At 37.5% G+C, this 15791-nt stretch carries 14 protein-coding genes; 12 read left to right on the top strand and 2 right to left on the bottom strand.

Annotated features, from left to right (window positions below; genetic code table 11):
- The first annotated feature begins 51 nt into the window (after positions 1–51).
- The 12 genes from trbC to SNE_RS12570 all read left to right on the top strand — a co-directional run bounded on the left by trbC (position 52) and on the right by SNE_RS12570 (position 14199).
- Positions 52–483: a type-F conjugative transfer system pilin assembly protein TrbC gene (gene trbC / locus SNE_RS00425; RefSeq protein WP_158307181.1), complete on the top strand. Its 432-nt coding sequence runs from the start codon at positions 52–54 to the stop codon at positions 481–483.
- Positions 484–487: 4 nt separating this feature from the next.
- On the top strand, positions 488–1549 hold the full coding sequence (locus SNE_RS00420) for a TraU family protein (RefSeq protein ID WP_013935063.1): 1062 nt from the start codon (positions 488–490) through the stop codon (positions 1547–1549).
- 71 nt (positions 1550–1620) lie between these two features.
- Complete coding sequence (locus tag SNE_RS00415) at positions 1621–2412, top strand: protein-tyrosine phosphatase family protein (RefSeq protein WP_013935061.1); 792 nt, start codon at positions 1621–1623, stop codon at positions 2410–2412.
- 25 nt (positions 2413–2437) lie between these two features.
- Complete coding sequence (gene traN / locus SNE_RS00410) at positions 2438–4162, top strand: conjugal transfer protein TraN (RefSeq protein WP_158307180.1); 1725 nt, start codon at positions 2438–2440, stop codon at positions 4160–4162.
- Complete coding sequence (locus SNE_RS00405) at positions 4159–4974, top strand: conjugal transfer protein TraF (RefSeq protein WP_013935059.1); 816 nt, start codon at positions 4159–4161, stop codon at positions 4972–4974. Before traN ends, SNE_RS00405 begins: the two co-directional genes overlap by 4 nt.
- Complete coding sequence (locus SNE_RS00400; protein WP_013935058.1) at positions 4961–6433, top strand: conjugal transfer protein TraH; 1473 nt, start codon at positions 4961–4963, stop codon at positions 6431–6433. Before SNE_RS00405 ends, SNE_RS00400 begins: the two co-directional genes overlap by 14 nt.
- On the top strand, positions 6430–9444 hold the full coding sequence (locus SNE_RS00395; protein WP_013935057.1) for a conjugal transfer protein TraG N-terminal domain-containing protein: 3015 nt from the start codon (positions 6430–6432) through the stop codon (positions 9442–9444). The genes SNE_RS00400 and SNE_RS00395 overlap by 4 nt, the downstream gene beginning before the upstream one ends.
- Positions 9445–9575: 131 nt before the next feature.
- Complete coding sequence (locus SNE_RS00390) at positions 9576–9947, top strand: hypothetical protein (protein WP_041418603.1); 372 nt, start codon at positions 9576–9578, stop codon at positions 9945–9947.
- A gap of 4 nt (positions 9948–9951) precedes the next feature.
- Entirely contained in the window at positions 9952–11046 is a 1095-nt protein-coding gene (locus tag SNE_RS00385; RefSeq protein WP_013935055.1) for a PDDEXK nuclease domain-containing protein, read from the top strand.
- Entirely contained in the window at positions 11039–11314 is a 276-nt protein-coding gene (locus SNE_RS00380) for a helix-turn-helix transcriptional regulator (RefSeq protein ID WP_013935054.1), read from the top strand. The genes SNE_RS00385 and SNE_RS00380 overlap by 8 nt, the downstream gene beginning before the upstream one ends.
- A 184-nt stretch (positions 11315–11498) precedes the next feature.
- Positions 11499–13325, top strand: a complete 1827-nt coding sequence (locus SNE_RS00375) for a type IV secretion system DNA-binding domain-containing protein (protein ID WP_013935053.1) — start codon at positions 11499–11501, stop codon at positions 13323–13325.
- 113 nt (positions 13326–13438) lie between these two features.
- Positions 13439–14199 (top strand): IS5 family transposase gene (locus tag SNE_RS12570; protein WP_231919487.1). Its coding sequence is split into 2 segments (ribosomal slippage): positions 13439–13796 and positions 13796–14199, totalling 762 coding nucleotides; the frame shifts between segments, so codons are not numbered across the junction.
- Positions 14200–14320: 121 nt separating this feature from the next.
- On the opposite strand, the gene SNE_RS00360 is transcribed toward SNE_RS12570, so the two are convergent.
- Together SNE_RS00360 and SNE_RS00355 are read right to left on the bottom strand one after the other, a co-directional pair.
- Positions 14321–15010, bottom strand: a complete 690-nt coding sequence (locus tag SNE_RS00360) for a hypothetical protein (RefSeq protein WP_148258896.1) — start codon at positions 15008–15010, stop codon at positions 14321–14323.
- A gap of 208 nt (positions 15011–15218) precedes the next feature.
- Entirely contained in the window at positions 15219–15578 is a 360-nt protein-coding gene (locus SNE_RS00355) for a zinc ribbon domain-containing protein (RefSeq protein ID WP_013935051.1), read from the bottom strand.
- Between the last annotated feature and the right edge of the window lie 213 nt (positions 15579–15791).

Raw genomic sequence — 15791 nt, 5'->3', positions numbered from 1 at the left:
GGGGAGAGTAAGCTTTTAGATCAAGATACGACAAAAATTGTTGAAGATGCAATGTATCTGCAAGAAAAATGTTCTCGACAAGGATGTGAGGATCAAGAACTTTTAGAACATGATGATTCGCTTTTATTGTTTGTTTCCTTTTCCATGCCAGAAGAAGCTTTTATCTTCTTCAGTAAAGAATTGGAATTTTTTGGGGGTAGCTTTGTACTTAGAGGTATTCCAAACAATTCATTTCCTGAGTTTTTTAGAAAAATTAAGCACTTAAGGGATATAGGTATTTATGCTCCTTTTTCAATCGATCCTGATCTGTTTGAGAAATATTCGAGTGATGGAGTTCCCACGCTTTTGCTTACAAGTGATGAAGGGGTAGACAAAGTTGTAGGAAATCTTCCAATTCGAGATTCCTTAGAAAAAATTTCACGCTTCGGAGACAACAAACAACTCGCTAAAGAAAAACTTTTTCAGTTGAGTAGAGGAGGTTGATAGCATGATGAAAAAAATCTCACTAATCGGCCTTTTCTTCACTCTATGTTTTAACACAATTTCTGCTAATGAGTCGGCCCCTGATGTTGGAAAATTCATTAACCCCATCAGCGATGTCTGCTGGAGTTGTCTATTTCCCATTCATATTATGGGAGAAAACATCACAAAAAAAGAAAAACCCCTAACAAAATACAACCAAAAACTTACCTGCTCATGTGCTGGTGGAATTGTCGGGCTCCCGCTAGCTTTTTGGGAGCCAACCCGTTTAATCGATGTAACACGAACACCTTATAAGTTAGTGGGTTTAGGGGGAATTCAAATAGGGGAAAACCTCAAAAAAGGAGGAGGCGTTTTTGGATCAAGTCCCTCTGAAAATCAAAGTTTCTACCATGTTCATTACTATCAGTTCCCACTGCTTTCTCTTCTTGAAATCTTTGGAGACTTTCTCTGTGTTGAAGATTTTCCATTAGATATTGGATACCTATCTGAACTAGATCCATTTTGGATGAACGACAAGTGGACAAGTATTTTGGCTCCAGAAACAGTCCTGTTTGGGACACCCCCTGCTCAGCTTGCTTGTATTCCAGATTGTCTTGTGTCAACGTTTGGCAAACCGAATGATAAACTTTTTTGGTGTGGAGGCTGTCAAGGTAACCTTTACCCCCTCACAGGTTTTATTGGACACCATTCGGGCCCCATTCGTTCGTCTTCTCTACTGGTACATCGCATTTTAGCCAAACTTCACAAATTAGGAGTCTTAAAAACGTTTTCAAAAGATGAGTACTGCTGTCCCAAGCGTTCACGTTTTATCAAAAAAGCAGCATATAAAACCCAGCTAGCTTATCCGGTTGCTCAAACAAAAGGTTCTTGTAATCCATTAGGAAAATCAACCCTAAAGTGGGGAGCATTCAAATCGTATCCCTATAAAGGGGAAGATTTCACATATGTCATTTGGACAAAGAAACACTGCTGCTTGGACCCGGTTAAAATGAGCTCTAGCACCGCTGGGGCAGTGATACAAGGGGGACAAAAAGTTATAGATACCATTGGAGGATTAGGGGAATAAGATATGCAAGAAACTGAAAAAAAACCCTTCATCGAAGCTCTTTACAAATATAACGAATTCAAAGGAAAACCATGACAACTAAGACTTTCTTCATTTTATTTTTTACTATCCTGACTTCTATTCTGCGAGCGGGTCAAAATGATTGGGAGGTTGAATTAGTAACACTTTCAGCAGAGACCATTTCATTGTCATCTAAATATCAAGCGTTAAATACTAAAGACCCTGGATTTCACAAAACGATTATACGTATCACAAATCTTCCTGATGCAAAAACATATTTCATGAGATGGAATCGGTCTTTTTTTTCTTCAAGTGAACAACATCAAAAATTTTCTAAAAAAGACCTTTTCCATGCTGCTGAAACCCTTGGAGAAAACGTTGCCGTCCTCGTTATTAGTAGTCGAGGATTTTTACCTGGAGAGAAAGTTTATTATACATTAGAAACGGTGGGCACAGAATCAAAGTCTCTGCAGTTTAGCTTTATTCCTCAACCCATAGTGAAAGAAGTCAGAAATGGCAAATCGAAGCTTATAGGTGAACTTATCCTCTTAGAACCAGCGAGGTATGAGCTTGATTTAGAAGGGGTATCGTCATTTGAAAAGTTGAAACTCCTATCTCGTTCATCTGAAGAAAGTATTGAGCGTGAGTTTGTGTATACCAAACCGATGAGAATAGGGATTACGCCAGGCGTTATTGGAAAAAATGGGGGAGTTTGCAATTTATCCCTCACTAGACAAAAAGGGGATTATTTTACTCTTCAACTGCCTTGGGGAGATGAACTTCTTGGTCATTTAAGTGGGGAGACCCTTCCTACTACTAGCTCCTTTTCACCTATCCATCGAAAAGTAAGCAATGAAAAATAAAATGTTTAAAAAAAGATCTACTTTCATGTCATTGATGTTGCTTACCTGCTCGTTACACGCAAATTTAAGTGAAGACACCAAGAAGAACATTCAGAAAGAAGCACATGAAGCTGCCCAAGACTACAATAACACAGCTTGGAATGCTTTAAAAGCATTGTATAAAAATGGATCAGATTCGATCATGAAAAGTCTATCAGATGATCCTCCTTTGAATCCAGATGAGGTTAAAGCAAGATGTAAGTCTCAAGAGTTTCCTCAAACAACTCCCGAAATGAAAGAGCTTTTGATTTCATCTAGAGAATTCGACATAGAACTTTCACTTCCAGATGAAAAGTATAAGCTGCAAGAAGAAGATATTGACCTAAACGCTTTAGGGTCTGAGCAACAAAAAATAGATAGATTTGAAACATGTGAAGAAGGAGAAGTTTACACGTATTCCTTCGAACAAGAAAGACAAGTTTCAATTACTCCGGCAATCAAAAAAGTTGAAAAAATCTGTCTTGGTCATAAAAAAGAATTTTCTGCTTGGACTAGAAATGGACTGAAAGAAGATCTAGAACTCTTCAAGAAGCATCTTGAAGATGAAGAAGGGAGAGTAGACTTTGATTTTTACATTGACTCTTCTTTTGTAAATTTAGTCACATCCTATTGTACAACAGCTCATTGGAAACATTTAGAGCCTGAAAAAAGATGCCATAATTATCACACTCATGAGTCTATCATTCAACAAGCCAAGGAAACAGAGTCTTGGAAAACACTTTCAAGTAATAGACGCTCTTTAAGTGAAATCGAAGGAAATCCGAGCTGTTCTCTGCTCCAAGTAGAGAATTATGAAGAAGGTCCACGCCTTATCGATGAAATGGTTATCTCAAAGCCATTTTGGAAAAGAAGGCTGATATTTAACTGCAGAGAAAAGGCTTCATCAAAATGTGAAAAATTACGTCTAAAAGGGGGCATCTTGGTTGAAAAACAGTGTCTTAAGCAACATGATGATAGGTGTGCTCTTTGGCAAAAGACCTATGACATGAGTAGTCTTGTCGAACCAAAAAATCATCCGACAGTTGAAATAGATCATGACCTTTTTATTGGAGTAGAGGCCGATAAAACCTTTGGAGAAAACACTGATTTTGGGGAAGCAATTGCAACTCTTATGGCTGCTGCTGGGTTAGCCGATCAAGAAGACCCAAAAAATATCAATTTTACAAAAGAAAGCATTTTTTCAGGATGTGAGAGCAAGTGTCGGCGCTCTTTTGATTCAGATAATGTTTTTGACTGTTGTTATGATGGAAGTAAGCAGGGACAAGGGCTCTGTATTGCCGCCCATTTGGGAAAATGTAGCGAGGAAGAAAAAGGTCTTTATCGAGCAGTTCGAGACGGTAAATGCCACTATTTGGGAAAACTCTCAGGAACATTAGTAACAAAACATATTTATTGCTGCTTCCCCACAAAGCTCGCAAGAATTCTTCAAGAAGAAGGGAGAAAACAATTAGGACTTAGTTGGGGAAATTCAAAAAAGTCAAGATGCCACGGTCTTTCTTTTCAACAGTTAACGTCTTTAGATTTTTCTCAAATGGACCTCTCAGAGTTTGTTCGAGACTTTAAAGAGAAAGTATCAGAAGAAGCTCTTGCAAAAAAGCTCAAGCACTCCTTGCAAGAATTTTCAGGAAAAATTTCTCTTGAAGAAACTACTCATAAGACACGAAATATTTTATCTGAGGATCTTAAAAAAGTAGAGGAGGCAAAGCCGTGAAAGCCAAGCTCCTTTTGCTCTTACTATTTCCATGCTTTTGCTTCTCAGACTTTTACCAAGAAGGACACTTTGTTGGTTTTTATTTTTTTGAAGACCCTGAGCCAAAAAAAGAAGAGGAAGAGATCTCTCGAGATTATAGCAAAGTTAACGATCCAAATGAGGCTCAACGAATCACAAAGGAGAATAATGAGAGATTCCAAAAGGCGATAGATCTCGCCACTCTGAATCCGACTCCAGATCATATTTTGAGAGCCTTGCAGATTCAAAGTGATATCGTCGATCGATCACTCAAATTTTCTGAAGAAGTCCGTCGTTTCATCATTGAAAATCCTGAAATAGGAGCAGTTTTTGATACACCGATTTCTCAAAGAGGAATGAACGTTAAAAAAGTCGTAGAAAAAGCGGAAAAAGAAGCTATCATCTCCCAAATCAAGGAAAAATACTTCCTGCTACTTTTTGCTGAAGGAGGATGTCCTTATTCAGAAATTGCAGCTGACGTTGCCTTGATGATGGAAGAGGAATACGGTCTAAAAGTGCGTATCGTTGTTGTAAACGACAAACCATTTAAGCACACATCTAATGAACTGAAAAGCAAGAGTCTTCCAGCTCTTTTTAGTGTAAATCGCTTCCCTGTATTTTTTCTTGTCAACCCAAGCTCTCTCCAGAGAAAAAGCAATCAGTTAATTGACTTTGAGCGCTATGCCGTAGGAGCTGGCATGGTTTCTTTAACAGAAATCGTTAATAACATTTATAGACAAGCCCTTCATTACCACCTTGTTGATCAACCCCTGGACTTCCATGCGAACAATTAAAAATGCTCTTTTTTTGCTTATTCTAATTATTCCCATCGGCGTTTTCGCTAAATCGAGATTTGACGAAATGATAGATGCCTTCGTAGATGGTATGGAAAAAGAAGCAGAAATCCATCACAACATCACAAAGTCGCACGCATTTTACGATAAATCTTTAGGAGTCACTTTCACAGGAGGATCTGGATATTTAAGAAATCGGGTATCCAATGTGCATCCAATTCACATTGAACTTCCAAGCTTTGATATTGGTTGTGGGGGAATTGACTATTCTTTTGGTGGTCTAAGTACCGTTTCAGCGGAAGAATTTGGCAAAACTTTGGTCAATATTGGGAAATCTATGGGGACTCATTTTTTAATCCTTTCTCTTCAAAGCGCCTCACCACAGTTCCTTGATTCCATCAACAAGCTTGAAAGCTTCGCTCTGCCTATTAATGGGTTTTCGATTAACTCTTGTGAAATTGGGCAAGCCTTAGCTGAAGGAGTCTGGCCCAGAGAAACTGGCGCGACACAATATATTTGCTCCCATGCCGGAGCAAAAAAAGGGTATTTCTCTGGGATGATTGAAGCGCGACATGGATGTAGTCGCTTTGGGAACGATGCACGGCGGTCCCTAAGCCATGTCGATGATATGGGGTTTCTTGTAGGGGAGTACAATATTGCTTACAAGGCTATGGAAAAATTAACTCTTTCCGAAGAAGAAAGAAATTTATACCTCAACCTCACAGGGACGATTGTTCGCAAAAAAAGTGGGAAAAGAGAGCTTGATAAAGAGACAAAAGAAGAGGTTGACCTCTATGAATACCGGTACTATCCCTCAAAAATAGAGGCTGTACTTGATCTTTTGATTTATGGCAAGAATCCTATTCCTTTGAAAAAATCGTTTAGAGAAAACTCAAGCGAAACAAATCAAGAACAAACTCCCACTTTTTACGAATATAAGCTGGGAAGTCTAGAAGTAGGTACAACAGATAAGCTTAGCTCTCCTCATATGGCTGGAGAGTGTGGGAAGATACTAAGAGTTCTTGAAAATCTTCTCGAAAAAATTGTGAATGAGGGGATTTTAGAAGGTGTTTCTCTAACTCGTGAAGAAGAAGAACTTATAGAGAAAACAGCATTTCCTATAGATACCCTGCTTAACCTTATGGGGCAGTGGCAAGGCACAACAGCATTAGAGAGAGTTTCTCTATTCGAAGTAGCAGAGCTTTTGGCAGTTGAAAAAGCCAATAAGTATGCGCAGGAAGTTCTAAAGCTCATGATCCATACTACCACTTCTGTAGAAGCTAGACAGGTCACAACAGAAAACGTTAAAGAATTTAAAGAGTCTCTCTACAAGGCGATTCAAGATATTCAACAAAGAAATCAAGAGATCTATTTCAAGATGAACCAGAAATCTCAGCTTATTGATTTTTACATGAATATTGAACGTAACTTAAGAGAAAATATCGGAGGGGCTTTATGAAGAAGCTGTTTTTAGCTCTTCTATTTCTACCTGTTTCTCTCTATTCTGAGGAGACTTTTTGGCCTATTTTTACATGGGGAAATGGAAGACTCACCAAAAGTATCTTAGACGCGCTTACAGCTCTTTCAAAGAGTTCTGAGTATAATGGTTATATTCTTCTTTGTGTATTTATTGGACTCAACGCAGCTCTTCTTTATTTTGTTGTTAAGGGAAGCATTTTCGCCGCCCTAAGGTCGTGGCTTGTTCCTACATTAATTCTTCTAAATATAGGGTTTATTCCTGTTAAAGTTGTGATTCATGACAATCTTGTTAAAACAGACCCCATTGCTCAAAACATTCCAGTCGACAATGTACCTCTTTTCTTTGCTGCCCCCATGTCGATCTTTACAAGTTTTTCTCAAGAAATGACTGAGATTATGGAGACATTTTTCCATCAAGTAAATGATCCCATTTATAACTGGACTGGCCATATTTTTGGAGGACATAGTCTTTATAACATCCGAAAGATGAAAATCTTAGATGGAACAACGGAGCAAAATTTTCGAGAATTTTGTCGAGAATGCGTCTTTAGAGATTTAGGTCTTGGGATTTATACACGAGAAGATCTATTAGAAGCTCCTAACTTGATTAAGTTTTTGAAAAATCACACCTCTAAAATTCGAGGGTGCACCTATATCTACCCTAAGACTTTAAAAATTAACGTTCCAAAAAATAATGAAGAAGAAGTTAGTGATAATAAAATCGAAGCTACAATTAATGATATTGCATCTTTAGCTGGGACGAAAGGAAGACTTTCTTGTCGAAGAGCTATAGAGCAAATCGCGATGAATATTTCAGGCAATCTTTTGAATTCTAGAGAAATTCTCTTAGGAGCTGTTGGCAACCAATTTGGCTTTCTTTCTAAAACAGCTAGTGAAGCCCCTATCGAAGAGATCATTAAGCAGCAAATCGCGATTGATACTCTCAAAGACTATACCAACCCGACTCATACAAGCTTAGCAGCAGCCAAAGCAAGAGCTGTCCAAAATGAAACAAACCGCATCTTAGGGATCTTTTCTAGCGCAGATCTGATCGCTCAAAGAAACGATCTTTTTCTTATATTACTTGCTGCTTCCTCATTTATAGGCATCCTCTCTCTTATGCAAATCGGGCTGAAGATGATACTAAATTATTTTAAACTATTGGCTTGGTTAGCCTTTTGGCCTCCGCTCTATGTAGTGGTGAACTTCTTATTAGACCATAAATGGGCTATAAAAAAAACTCTCTATGGGATCTCAAACTCTGGTCTAACCTTAGGTACTTCAGAAGGGCTCTTGGAGATTTGGCAACAGCAGCAAGCCTCTGCGAATGCCCTTCTCTGTATGATACCTGCACTTTCATGGGCAATTCTATTTTTAGCGAAACAAGGAGTGCACGCTCTTTTTAGTATGGTCGGAGGTTTGTCAGGAGGAGCGCATAGCGCTGCAAGTGCAGGTGCTGCTGAAGCGGTTTCAGGAAATTACAACTATCAAAACATAGGAATCAAAGGAAAGTCTACAGGCCATAGTAGCTTTTTCCAACAGCAGAATGCTCCTTTCATTGGGACTGATAAAATGACACAATCCATGGCGTCTGGAGAGGTTGTGTCAGGCATGACAGGGGAGGGCCTTACCTATAAAGAAGCGCAGTCTAATCTTGCCAATGTTCCTGTTTTAAGAGAGTCACTTTCTAGTAGCATTTCTAACCAGTTAGAAGAAGCCGAATCACTCAATCAGACCGATGGGATTCATCTTTCTGAGACAGCTTCGGATCTGACTAGTGCTTTAAAAGACTTAGGCTTCACGAGAAATACATCTTTAGGACAAACCGAAGGACATACAAGTACCCATCAGCAAGGGCTACATACACAAGCGCAGCAAGCGTACTCACAAGCGCTCTCTCTTGCTGAACAAAGAGGGGAGTCTGTTCAAGATGTTTTCAGAGAAGCTGCGAATGCCAACTTAGGTTTTAAAGTTTTTGGAACCGGCACTAGCGGAGATCTTTCTTTGTCGAAAGGCTTTTCTCATTTAAGTGATGAGCAGAAGCAAACAAGACTAGCTGAAGATCTTAGCCTTTTCAAACAGCTGCAAAACCTCTCGCAAACTGCAAAAACAGATGGAGTCAACCTTTCAGGAGCATCTGATGTTAAAACGGCTCAGAACTTTACTGATAAATTTGATAAAATGGGCTCTGTTGCCGAGTCTTACAATTCGTCTTTCAGTAAAATCCAAGGTTTAAAAGACCTTCAAAGTGTTGCCCAATCTAAAGATTTGTCTGTTTCAAATAGCCTTGTAAATCCCTTTACTGACTATCTCTTTGACCGAAATCACCAAGATATTGGAAGGGTTCAGTCAGCTCTTAGAAATCCCGAACAGATGGAATCTTATGCTAATGATTTTCTTTCGGATTACAAGCGTGAATTTGAGATGACAAAACCAGATTTAGAAGCAGCCCATATCCAAAACAAAGATTCTGCAATTCATAGTTTTAACGATCCTTCTCAAAGGAAATTTTCTGTGCATGAGAATGTGGCACCTGATATGCACATAAATTCAGAGTTTAAAAAAGATGATTTTCCTAGCAAAAACCTTTTAAAAACGGCTGAGTCCCAAATTGGAAGCATGAATCCAGGCATCATCCAGATACAAGATCCTGGAGATTGGAAACCTTTAGAACTAACAAAGGCAAGAAAAAATGCTCCGACTCCCCTTGATATAAGGGATTTTAAACATATCGAGTCTGAAACAAAAGACATTCCTCAGCAGTTAGATCAGAAGAATGAAGAGTTTGAGAAAAATGCTGACACACATTTCCTTCTTAAATCAATTCAGCATTCAACGGTTAAGAAAGCAGCAGGAATGGTGCAGAAGTTTTTTGAGCTTTCTGAATCAGAATTAAGTAAACCATATGATCCCGGGTTGCCTGGTTGGGATGAACTAACCGGCGAACAGAAAGTTGCAGTGATGGATTTTAGAACAAGTGATGACATTTAGTAAGCAAGGACGAGTGGATATTTCAATCCTAAACATACAGTTGAAAAGAAAATTTAAGATTCTAATGTTATCATATTATTGTAATATGATAACATGATATATATCATGACAAAACAAATAGGAGAGGCTCTATGTCTAACTTATATGTAGAAAGTTACATAAAAAAGATGTCTTCTAAGATTGCCACTTATACAAAATATGTTCATCTAATGCTTTATATTCTCATTTGGCTTGGGCCGACTAGTATGCTTTGGGGCTTTTCAAAAGGGCCTTTACCTGTGTTAGGGATCATTGTTTTTGGTAGCATGATTAACCTCTGCTTTGGAGTATTATTTTGGGGAATTCCTTCTCTTATCATCAAATGGAAAAGAAAAAAAGGAAAGAACTGGAGTGGACTTTTCACAGCTTTAAATTTGTTTTTGGTTCGATTTATTATATGGCCTGTTTTTACATTGACCGTCTTTTTCCTTATTGTGGGCTTTTGGGTGAGAGGAATTGATTAGGACTATGAATAAAATGCTCAGAAAAAGTGTCAAAAGTACTAAAGAAGCCCAGCAAGCAATTAACAAGAATAGCGAACCTATTTCCAATGGTTATCTTGAAACACTGAAAAAACTCAAAGAGAAAATCCAGTCTAGTCAGATCCAAGCAGCAGTCAAAGTTAATCAAGAACTTATTCACCTTTATTGGGAAATTGGGATTGCAATTTCTGAAAAACAAGAAAAAGAAGGATGGGGAGCAAAAACAATTGAAAAACTTGCGAAAGATTTGAAAGCTGCTTTTCCTCACGCAAAAGGATTCTCCCGTACAAATATCTCATACATGGTTCAGTTTTCTAAGGAATACCCTGAAATTGAAATTATCCAACAGCTTGTTGGACAAATTCCTTGGGGACATAACCTTATTCTAATTCAGAGACTTAGCAATAGAGAAGAACGACTATGGTATGTAAAAAAAATAATTGAAAATGGCTGGAGCCGTAATATGCTTTCCATTTGGATCGACTCAGATCTTTATCGAAGGGAAGGAAAGGCAATTACAAATTTTACAAATACCTTACCTCCATTGCAGTCAGACTTAGCAAATCAAACTCTTAAAGATCCTTATTGCTTCGATTTTCTATCACTTACAAAGAATTATGAAGAAAGGGATTTAGAAAAAGGGCTCATAGATCACATACAAAAATTCCTAATTGAGTTAGGTAAAGGATTTGCTTTTGTTGGGAAGCAATGTGAACTGAAAGTTTCTAATACAATCTACTATTTGGATCTTCTTTTCTATCATCTTGAATTAAGCTGTTTTTGCGTGATTGAACTTAAAGGGACCTCTTTTAAACCTGAATACGCAGGGAAAATCAATTTTTACCTTTCAGCTGTTGATGATTTAATGAAGAGACCTCATGACAATCCGTCTATTGGAATACTCCTTTGTAAAGATAAAAACAAGACAGAGGTAGAATATGCTTTGCGCGATATCAAAAAACCGATCGGGGTTGCAAGCTATGAAACAGAAATCGTTAAAAATCTCCCTGAAAAATTAAAGTCCTCACTTCCTTCAGTTGAGGAAATTGAAGCAGAAATTAATCGAGACATCTATGACTAATAAAAAATCACCTCCGATTTCTCCAGCTGAGATGCTTAAAAAAGAGCTTGAGAAAAGAAATCTCTCTCAGAGAGCTCTTGCTAAAGAGCTAGGAGGGTCGTGGACCTCTCCTAAAGTGAATGACATAGTCTCTGGAAAGCGAGGGATATCAGAAAGTAGCGCTTTAGACTTGGAAGCTGTGTTAAAAATTCCAGCCGAAAAGTGGCTTAAGTGCCAAATGGAAAGAAGACTTTGGGAAGAGCGGGAGAGGAGATGGGACCGTTTATAGAGGATTATCAATCCATGAAGAAGACTTCTTAAGAGGATAATGACTACAAGTCATGGCTCACAAAAAGTTATCGAAAGATTGATTAAGTTAGGAATACTCATTCAAAGAGGTCCCAAGAAAACATATCGAAGACCTTACGAATAGCGATATTATTTAAGACTATTTCAATAAAAATGGACGAAGTATGGGACTATTTAAAACAATAGCAGCTGGAGGACAAACATGGGCACATCGTATTCGTATGTTGCGCCAAGTGGTAAAAATTGGTTTTTTAGTTGCCATTGTCCCAGCCCTAATTTACTTAGGATGGTTCCTTTATTCACAACCAACTGAGAACTACAAAGCATTTTATTATTATGGAGTAGCAAAAACCTCTTTTGAAGAGAAGGTAGTGGTAGATGCTCAATCGTGGAAAGAAATTCAAAAACCGATAATGAAGAATTCTAATAAGTCTATAAGCAGAACTCAGCATATCGTTTCTGTAACGCTTTTGAATGAACGATTTAAAAATAACACGGTTAGGATCAAAAAAGAGAAAGTCATTTCTGTTTGTCAGAAAAGAATCTCTACTTTTTTACAAGAAGCATTAGAAGCAGCTGCGACTTCTGGTAAGATTTTTCTAACTTCCTTTTTGCTCTGTATGGGCTTCTTTCTTTGGAGAGGAAGGCAAACTGAGAAAAAAAAGCATATTTCAGGATTACCTTATCAAAAGTCCTGGAAATTGAAACTCAGTTTTCATCTTAAACGAAAAGCTTCTGATCTTAAGTTAGCAAGTGTTCCACTTCCAAAGTCGAAAGATCCCTACCACATTCTTATGACCGGAAGTAGTAGAACAGGGAAGACAAACTGTCTTCGCCAGCTTCTTCAGCAAATTCGAGAAAGAGGGGATTGTGCGGTAGTTGTTGATACAACAGGATCGTTTATTTCTGAGTTCTATAGGGATGGAAAAGATGTTATACTGAATCCCTGTGATGTTAGGTCCAAGGGATGGCATCCTTGGTGTGATTGTGCTGATTTAGATTTTGAAAAACTGGCCTATACGTTTATTCCAGAGCCAATTCGAAAAAGCGATAACGACTTTTTTATCAAGTCCTCAAGAAGCATATTTATTGCCTCTCTAGAGAGAGCTTATGCACAGAAAAATTTTTATATCCAAGATTTTCTAGATGACTTAATGCGTTCATCTACTGATCTTCTGTACAAAAAGTTACGAGATACAGATGCTGCAATATATGTAGATCCAAAAGGTGAAAGAACCCCAGCTTCTGTGCGAGCAACACTTAATACGTATATAAATCACCTTCGGCCTCTAAAAAACACAACAAATCCTTTTTCAATTAAAGACTGGATTTTTAGCAAAGACAGAAACTGGCTGTTCTTAGCGTCATACCCCACGAAAAGAGAGAAGCTAAATGTGCTCCTTTCTGTGTGGTTTTCATTAGCCCTTTCAGCTGTCATGGAAAGAGGTATTTCTCAAAAAAATAAACTAGTTTGGCTTGTTGTTGATGAACTTCATTCTCTTCAAAAACTTGAGTATCTTAGAAGCTATATGGATGAAATTTCTAAGTATCAGGGATGTATAACATTAGCTACTCAAAATTTGGCACAACTTGATGAGATTTATGGAGAGTCTACTACCGATGGCATTCTTGATCAATGTGGCATATCAGTTTGTTTTCGACAAAACAATGCTGATATAGCAAAAAGAATGTCTAATTACTTCGGGAAAGTTCAAACTCGAGAGATTCAGGAAGGCATTTCTTATGGAGCTAATGAAATTCGAGATGGCGTCAGTCTTTCCTCGATAGAAAAAATAAGAGCTTCAATTTCAGAGACAGAAATTTTGTCATTGAACAATTTAGAAGCGTTTTTAAGGCTCCCAGGCAATATTTCTCCTACGAAGATCAAGTTTGATTATTTAAAAGAGAAACATATTGCTGAGAGCTATATCGAAGATCCTAAGATATTAGCGGACAAGAAAGAGTATTTACAGCAGATGCACAATACTTAAAAACTCTGAATATATGAAAAGTTCGGCCATTATTTTTTCAAAACTAGATAGTGTCGTCAAATTATTTTAATATGGTACTTTTGTAGGAAAAAACATCCAACAAGAGGAAGAAAATGGAAACACATCGACGTCATGACATATCAGATGCAATCTGGGAACAGCTTGTACAAAAACTCCCTGGGAGAAGAGGATCTGTAGGCGCACCAGCGAAAGATAATCGTACGTTCATTAATGCTGTATTTTGGATATTGCGTACAGGGGCACCCTGGAGAGATCTACCTCCGGACTATGGTAACTGGAAAAATACACATCGAAGATTCTGCCGGTGGAGGAATCAAGGGGTTTGGGAAAAATTGCTAGAAAGTCTGATAGACGACCCCGACTATGAATGGCTCATAATAGATGCGAGTCATATTAAGGTTCACCCACACGCTGCAGGAGCAAGAGGAGGCAATCAGGAGATGAGTCGGACAAAAGGGGGCTCAACACAAAATTGCATTTGGCCGTGGATGCGCATGGTATGCCAGTCAGAATTGTTATTACAGAAGGTGCCAAACATGATAGCACACAGGCTAGCTTCTTGATTGAAGGTATTTCTGCAGAACATCTTCTCGCAGATAAAGCATACGAGAGCGATGCAATCCTTTTACAACTTAATCATCAGGGTATAAACCCTGTGATTCCACCAAAATCGAACCGACGAGAGCCTTGGCCCTTCGACAAAGATCTCTATAAACTTCGACACTTGGTGGAAAACACACTCCTACACCTAAAACGTTGGAGGGGAATTGCTACAAGATATGCAAAAAATGCAGCCTCATTTATGGCTGCAGTGCAAATTAGATGTATTGCTCTTTGGGGAGGTTTATTTTGACGACACTATCTAGAACACTTAAAATGCACACAAGAAATTGGACCAGCGGGCTCATTCGTGCATTTTAGGGCGGTTTCGTTTGTTAACTCTATAATTTCAGGAGGTTACTGTTCAAAATTTTTTACCCTAAGAGCTTTGTTAGGCTCCACGCCAAGATATTCTTTGACTCTCTTTGAGATTTGTTGATTTCCTTATAAGAATTTATATACTTTTGTTTTAATTTTTGATTTTCTAAACATCTTGGGTTAATTACAAAGCTTGGGATTGATGTAAAAAAAGGATCAAAACTGTTAATTGGGTTTTCAGTATCCCAAAAATACTTTAGATCTGAAGAGGTTAATCCATTTGGCGGCTTGGGAAAATCGTAGCTTATTAAATAAGGTGGAATTGAAAATAGATTAGATTTAATTCTTAATTGAAAAGCTTGCGCATTATCTTTTCCGAAACCATAAATCAATCCCATTAAGTAATCATTGTTTTTTAGAAGTTTATGAAAGTCTGTCGATTTTTTCTTTAGCTTTTTTATGAAGAGGTTACAATTAAAGTCTTTTCCTAAAATTTTTGAAAAATCATCTTTGTTTTCATTTATTACTTTTTTCAAAAGCACCTCATTGAAAATAATTATAACTATCCCAGGCTCAGGGAATCTACTCTTATTGATAGAAATATAAATATTTTTAGAAGGAAAAAGGTGAGAATATTTTTCCCATATCTCTATTCCTTTATGCATTTTTAAAATGATTGGATGTAAGCACTCAAAAAAATCTTCAAAATGGCCGATAGAGCTGTAACTGCTAAGGTCATCTAACATATCATATCTTTTCAAATATGCGGTTGTTAATGGCTTTGTTTCATTTAAAACAAACGAGAATCCACTAAAAACGTTTAAGTATAAAAAAAAACTTTCTAAGTAATGTCGTTCTTCTTGAGGGATAAAAAAAAGGACAGATTTAACATATAAGCTCTTCCAGTTAACACAAAAAAACAAGCTAAACGTGATGAGCAGAATAAGAAAAATCCTAAGAGTCTGGTGCACCCGGCCTGTAACCGCAGTTACCACATACTTTAGCAAAAGTACCATTTTTAAAACCACATTTAGGGCATATCCAGTGAAAATCCCATTCATTAGACGGAGATTTTAACGTTGCTCTATATTTTCCATGAACATCTTCAAATAGACAGTCAATTTTCTTCCAGCCATCAAGATGCTGAAGAAAAATCCCATCCATTGAGATTTCTAAAGAATCTAAATCGACTACCACAGAGTTTTCTAACTCTTCTGCTGAAAAAGATTTAGGAAAAGAATTTGCCCCAATTAAAAGGCTAGAAACAGAGAGCAGAAAAATTATTTTCAAAATTGAAAATTTAAAGTTTTTCATGATGATACCTAAAAATCACTTGTTTCTCAAAATTGTGACTTGAGATTAAAAAGAAAAAAAATTTTTTGTCTATAGAAAATTTTTGGAGTAAACAAAACGACCGTTTTGTTTACTTTGCTTGCTTCAAATTTTTGAGTGCTTGCTTACATAGACAAACAAGAAGTAAATAAACTCTAGAAATAATTCAATGTAAGCTTTAGACTTCTACAGAAC

This window comes from Simkania negevensis Z, from assembly GCF_000237205.1.
Classification (GTDB): Bacteria; Chlamydiota; Chlamydiia; order Chlamydiales; family Simkaniaceae; genus Simkania; species Simkania negevensis.
This window is presented reverse-complemented; position numbering and strand designations above follow the sequence as displayed.

What these genes read in the sequence shown, in the direction of transcription:
- trbC (WP_158307181.1), top strand. Translation starts at nt 52, where the DNA reads ATGTATCTGCAAGAAAAATGTTCTCGACAAGGATGTGAGGATCAAGAA.
- SNE_RS00420 (WP_013935063.1), top strand. Translation starts at nt 488, where the DNA reads ATGATGAAAAAAATCTCACTAATCGGCCTTTTCTTCACTCTATGTTTT.
- SNE_RS00415 (WP_013935061.1), top strand. Translation starts at nt 1,621, where the DNA reads ATGACAACTAAGACTTTCTTCATTTTATTTTTTACTATCCTGACTTCT.
- traN (WP_158307180.1), top strand. Translation starts at nt 2,438, where the DNA reads ATGTCATTGATGTTGCTTACCTGCTCGTTACACGCAAATTTAAGTGAA.
- SNE_RS00400 (WP_013935058.1), top strand. Translation starts at nt 4,961, where the DNA reads ATGCGAACAATTAAAAATGCTCTTTTTTTGCTTATTCTAATTATTCCC.
- SNE_RS00395 (WP_013935057.1), top strand. Translation starts at nt 6,430, where the DNA reads ATGAAGAAGCTGTTTTTAGCTCTTCTATTTCTACCTGTTTCTCTCTAT.
- SNE_RS00390 (WP_041418603.1), top strand. Translation starts at nt 9,576, where the DNA reads ATGTCTAACTTATATGTAGAAAGTTACATAAAAAAGATGTCTTCTAAG.
- SNE_RS00385 (WP_013935055.1), top strand. Translation starts at nt 9,952, where the DNA reads ATGAATAAAATGCTCAGAAAAAGTGTCAAAAGTACTAAAGAAGCCCAG.
- SNE_RS00380 (WP_013935054.1), top strand. Translation starts at nt 11,039, where the DNA reads ATGACTAATAAAAAATCACCTCCGATTTCTCCAGCTGAGATGCTTAAA.
- SNE_RS00375 (WP_013935053.1), top strand. Translation starts at nt 11,499, where the DNA reads ATGGGACTATTTAAAACAATAGCAGCTGGAGGACAAACATGGGCACAT.
- SNE_RS00360 (WP_148258896.1), bottom strand. Translation starts at nt 15,010, where the DNA reads ATGTTAGATGACCTTAGCAGTTACAGCTCTATCGGCCATTTTGAAGAT.
- SNE_RS00355 (WP_013935051.1), bottom strand. Translation starts at nt 15,578, where the DNA reads ATGAAAAACTTTAAATTTTCAATTTTGAAAATAATTTTTCTGCTCTCT.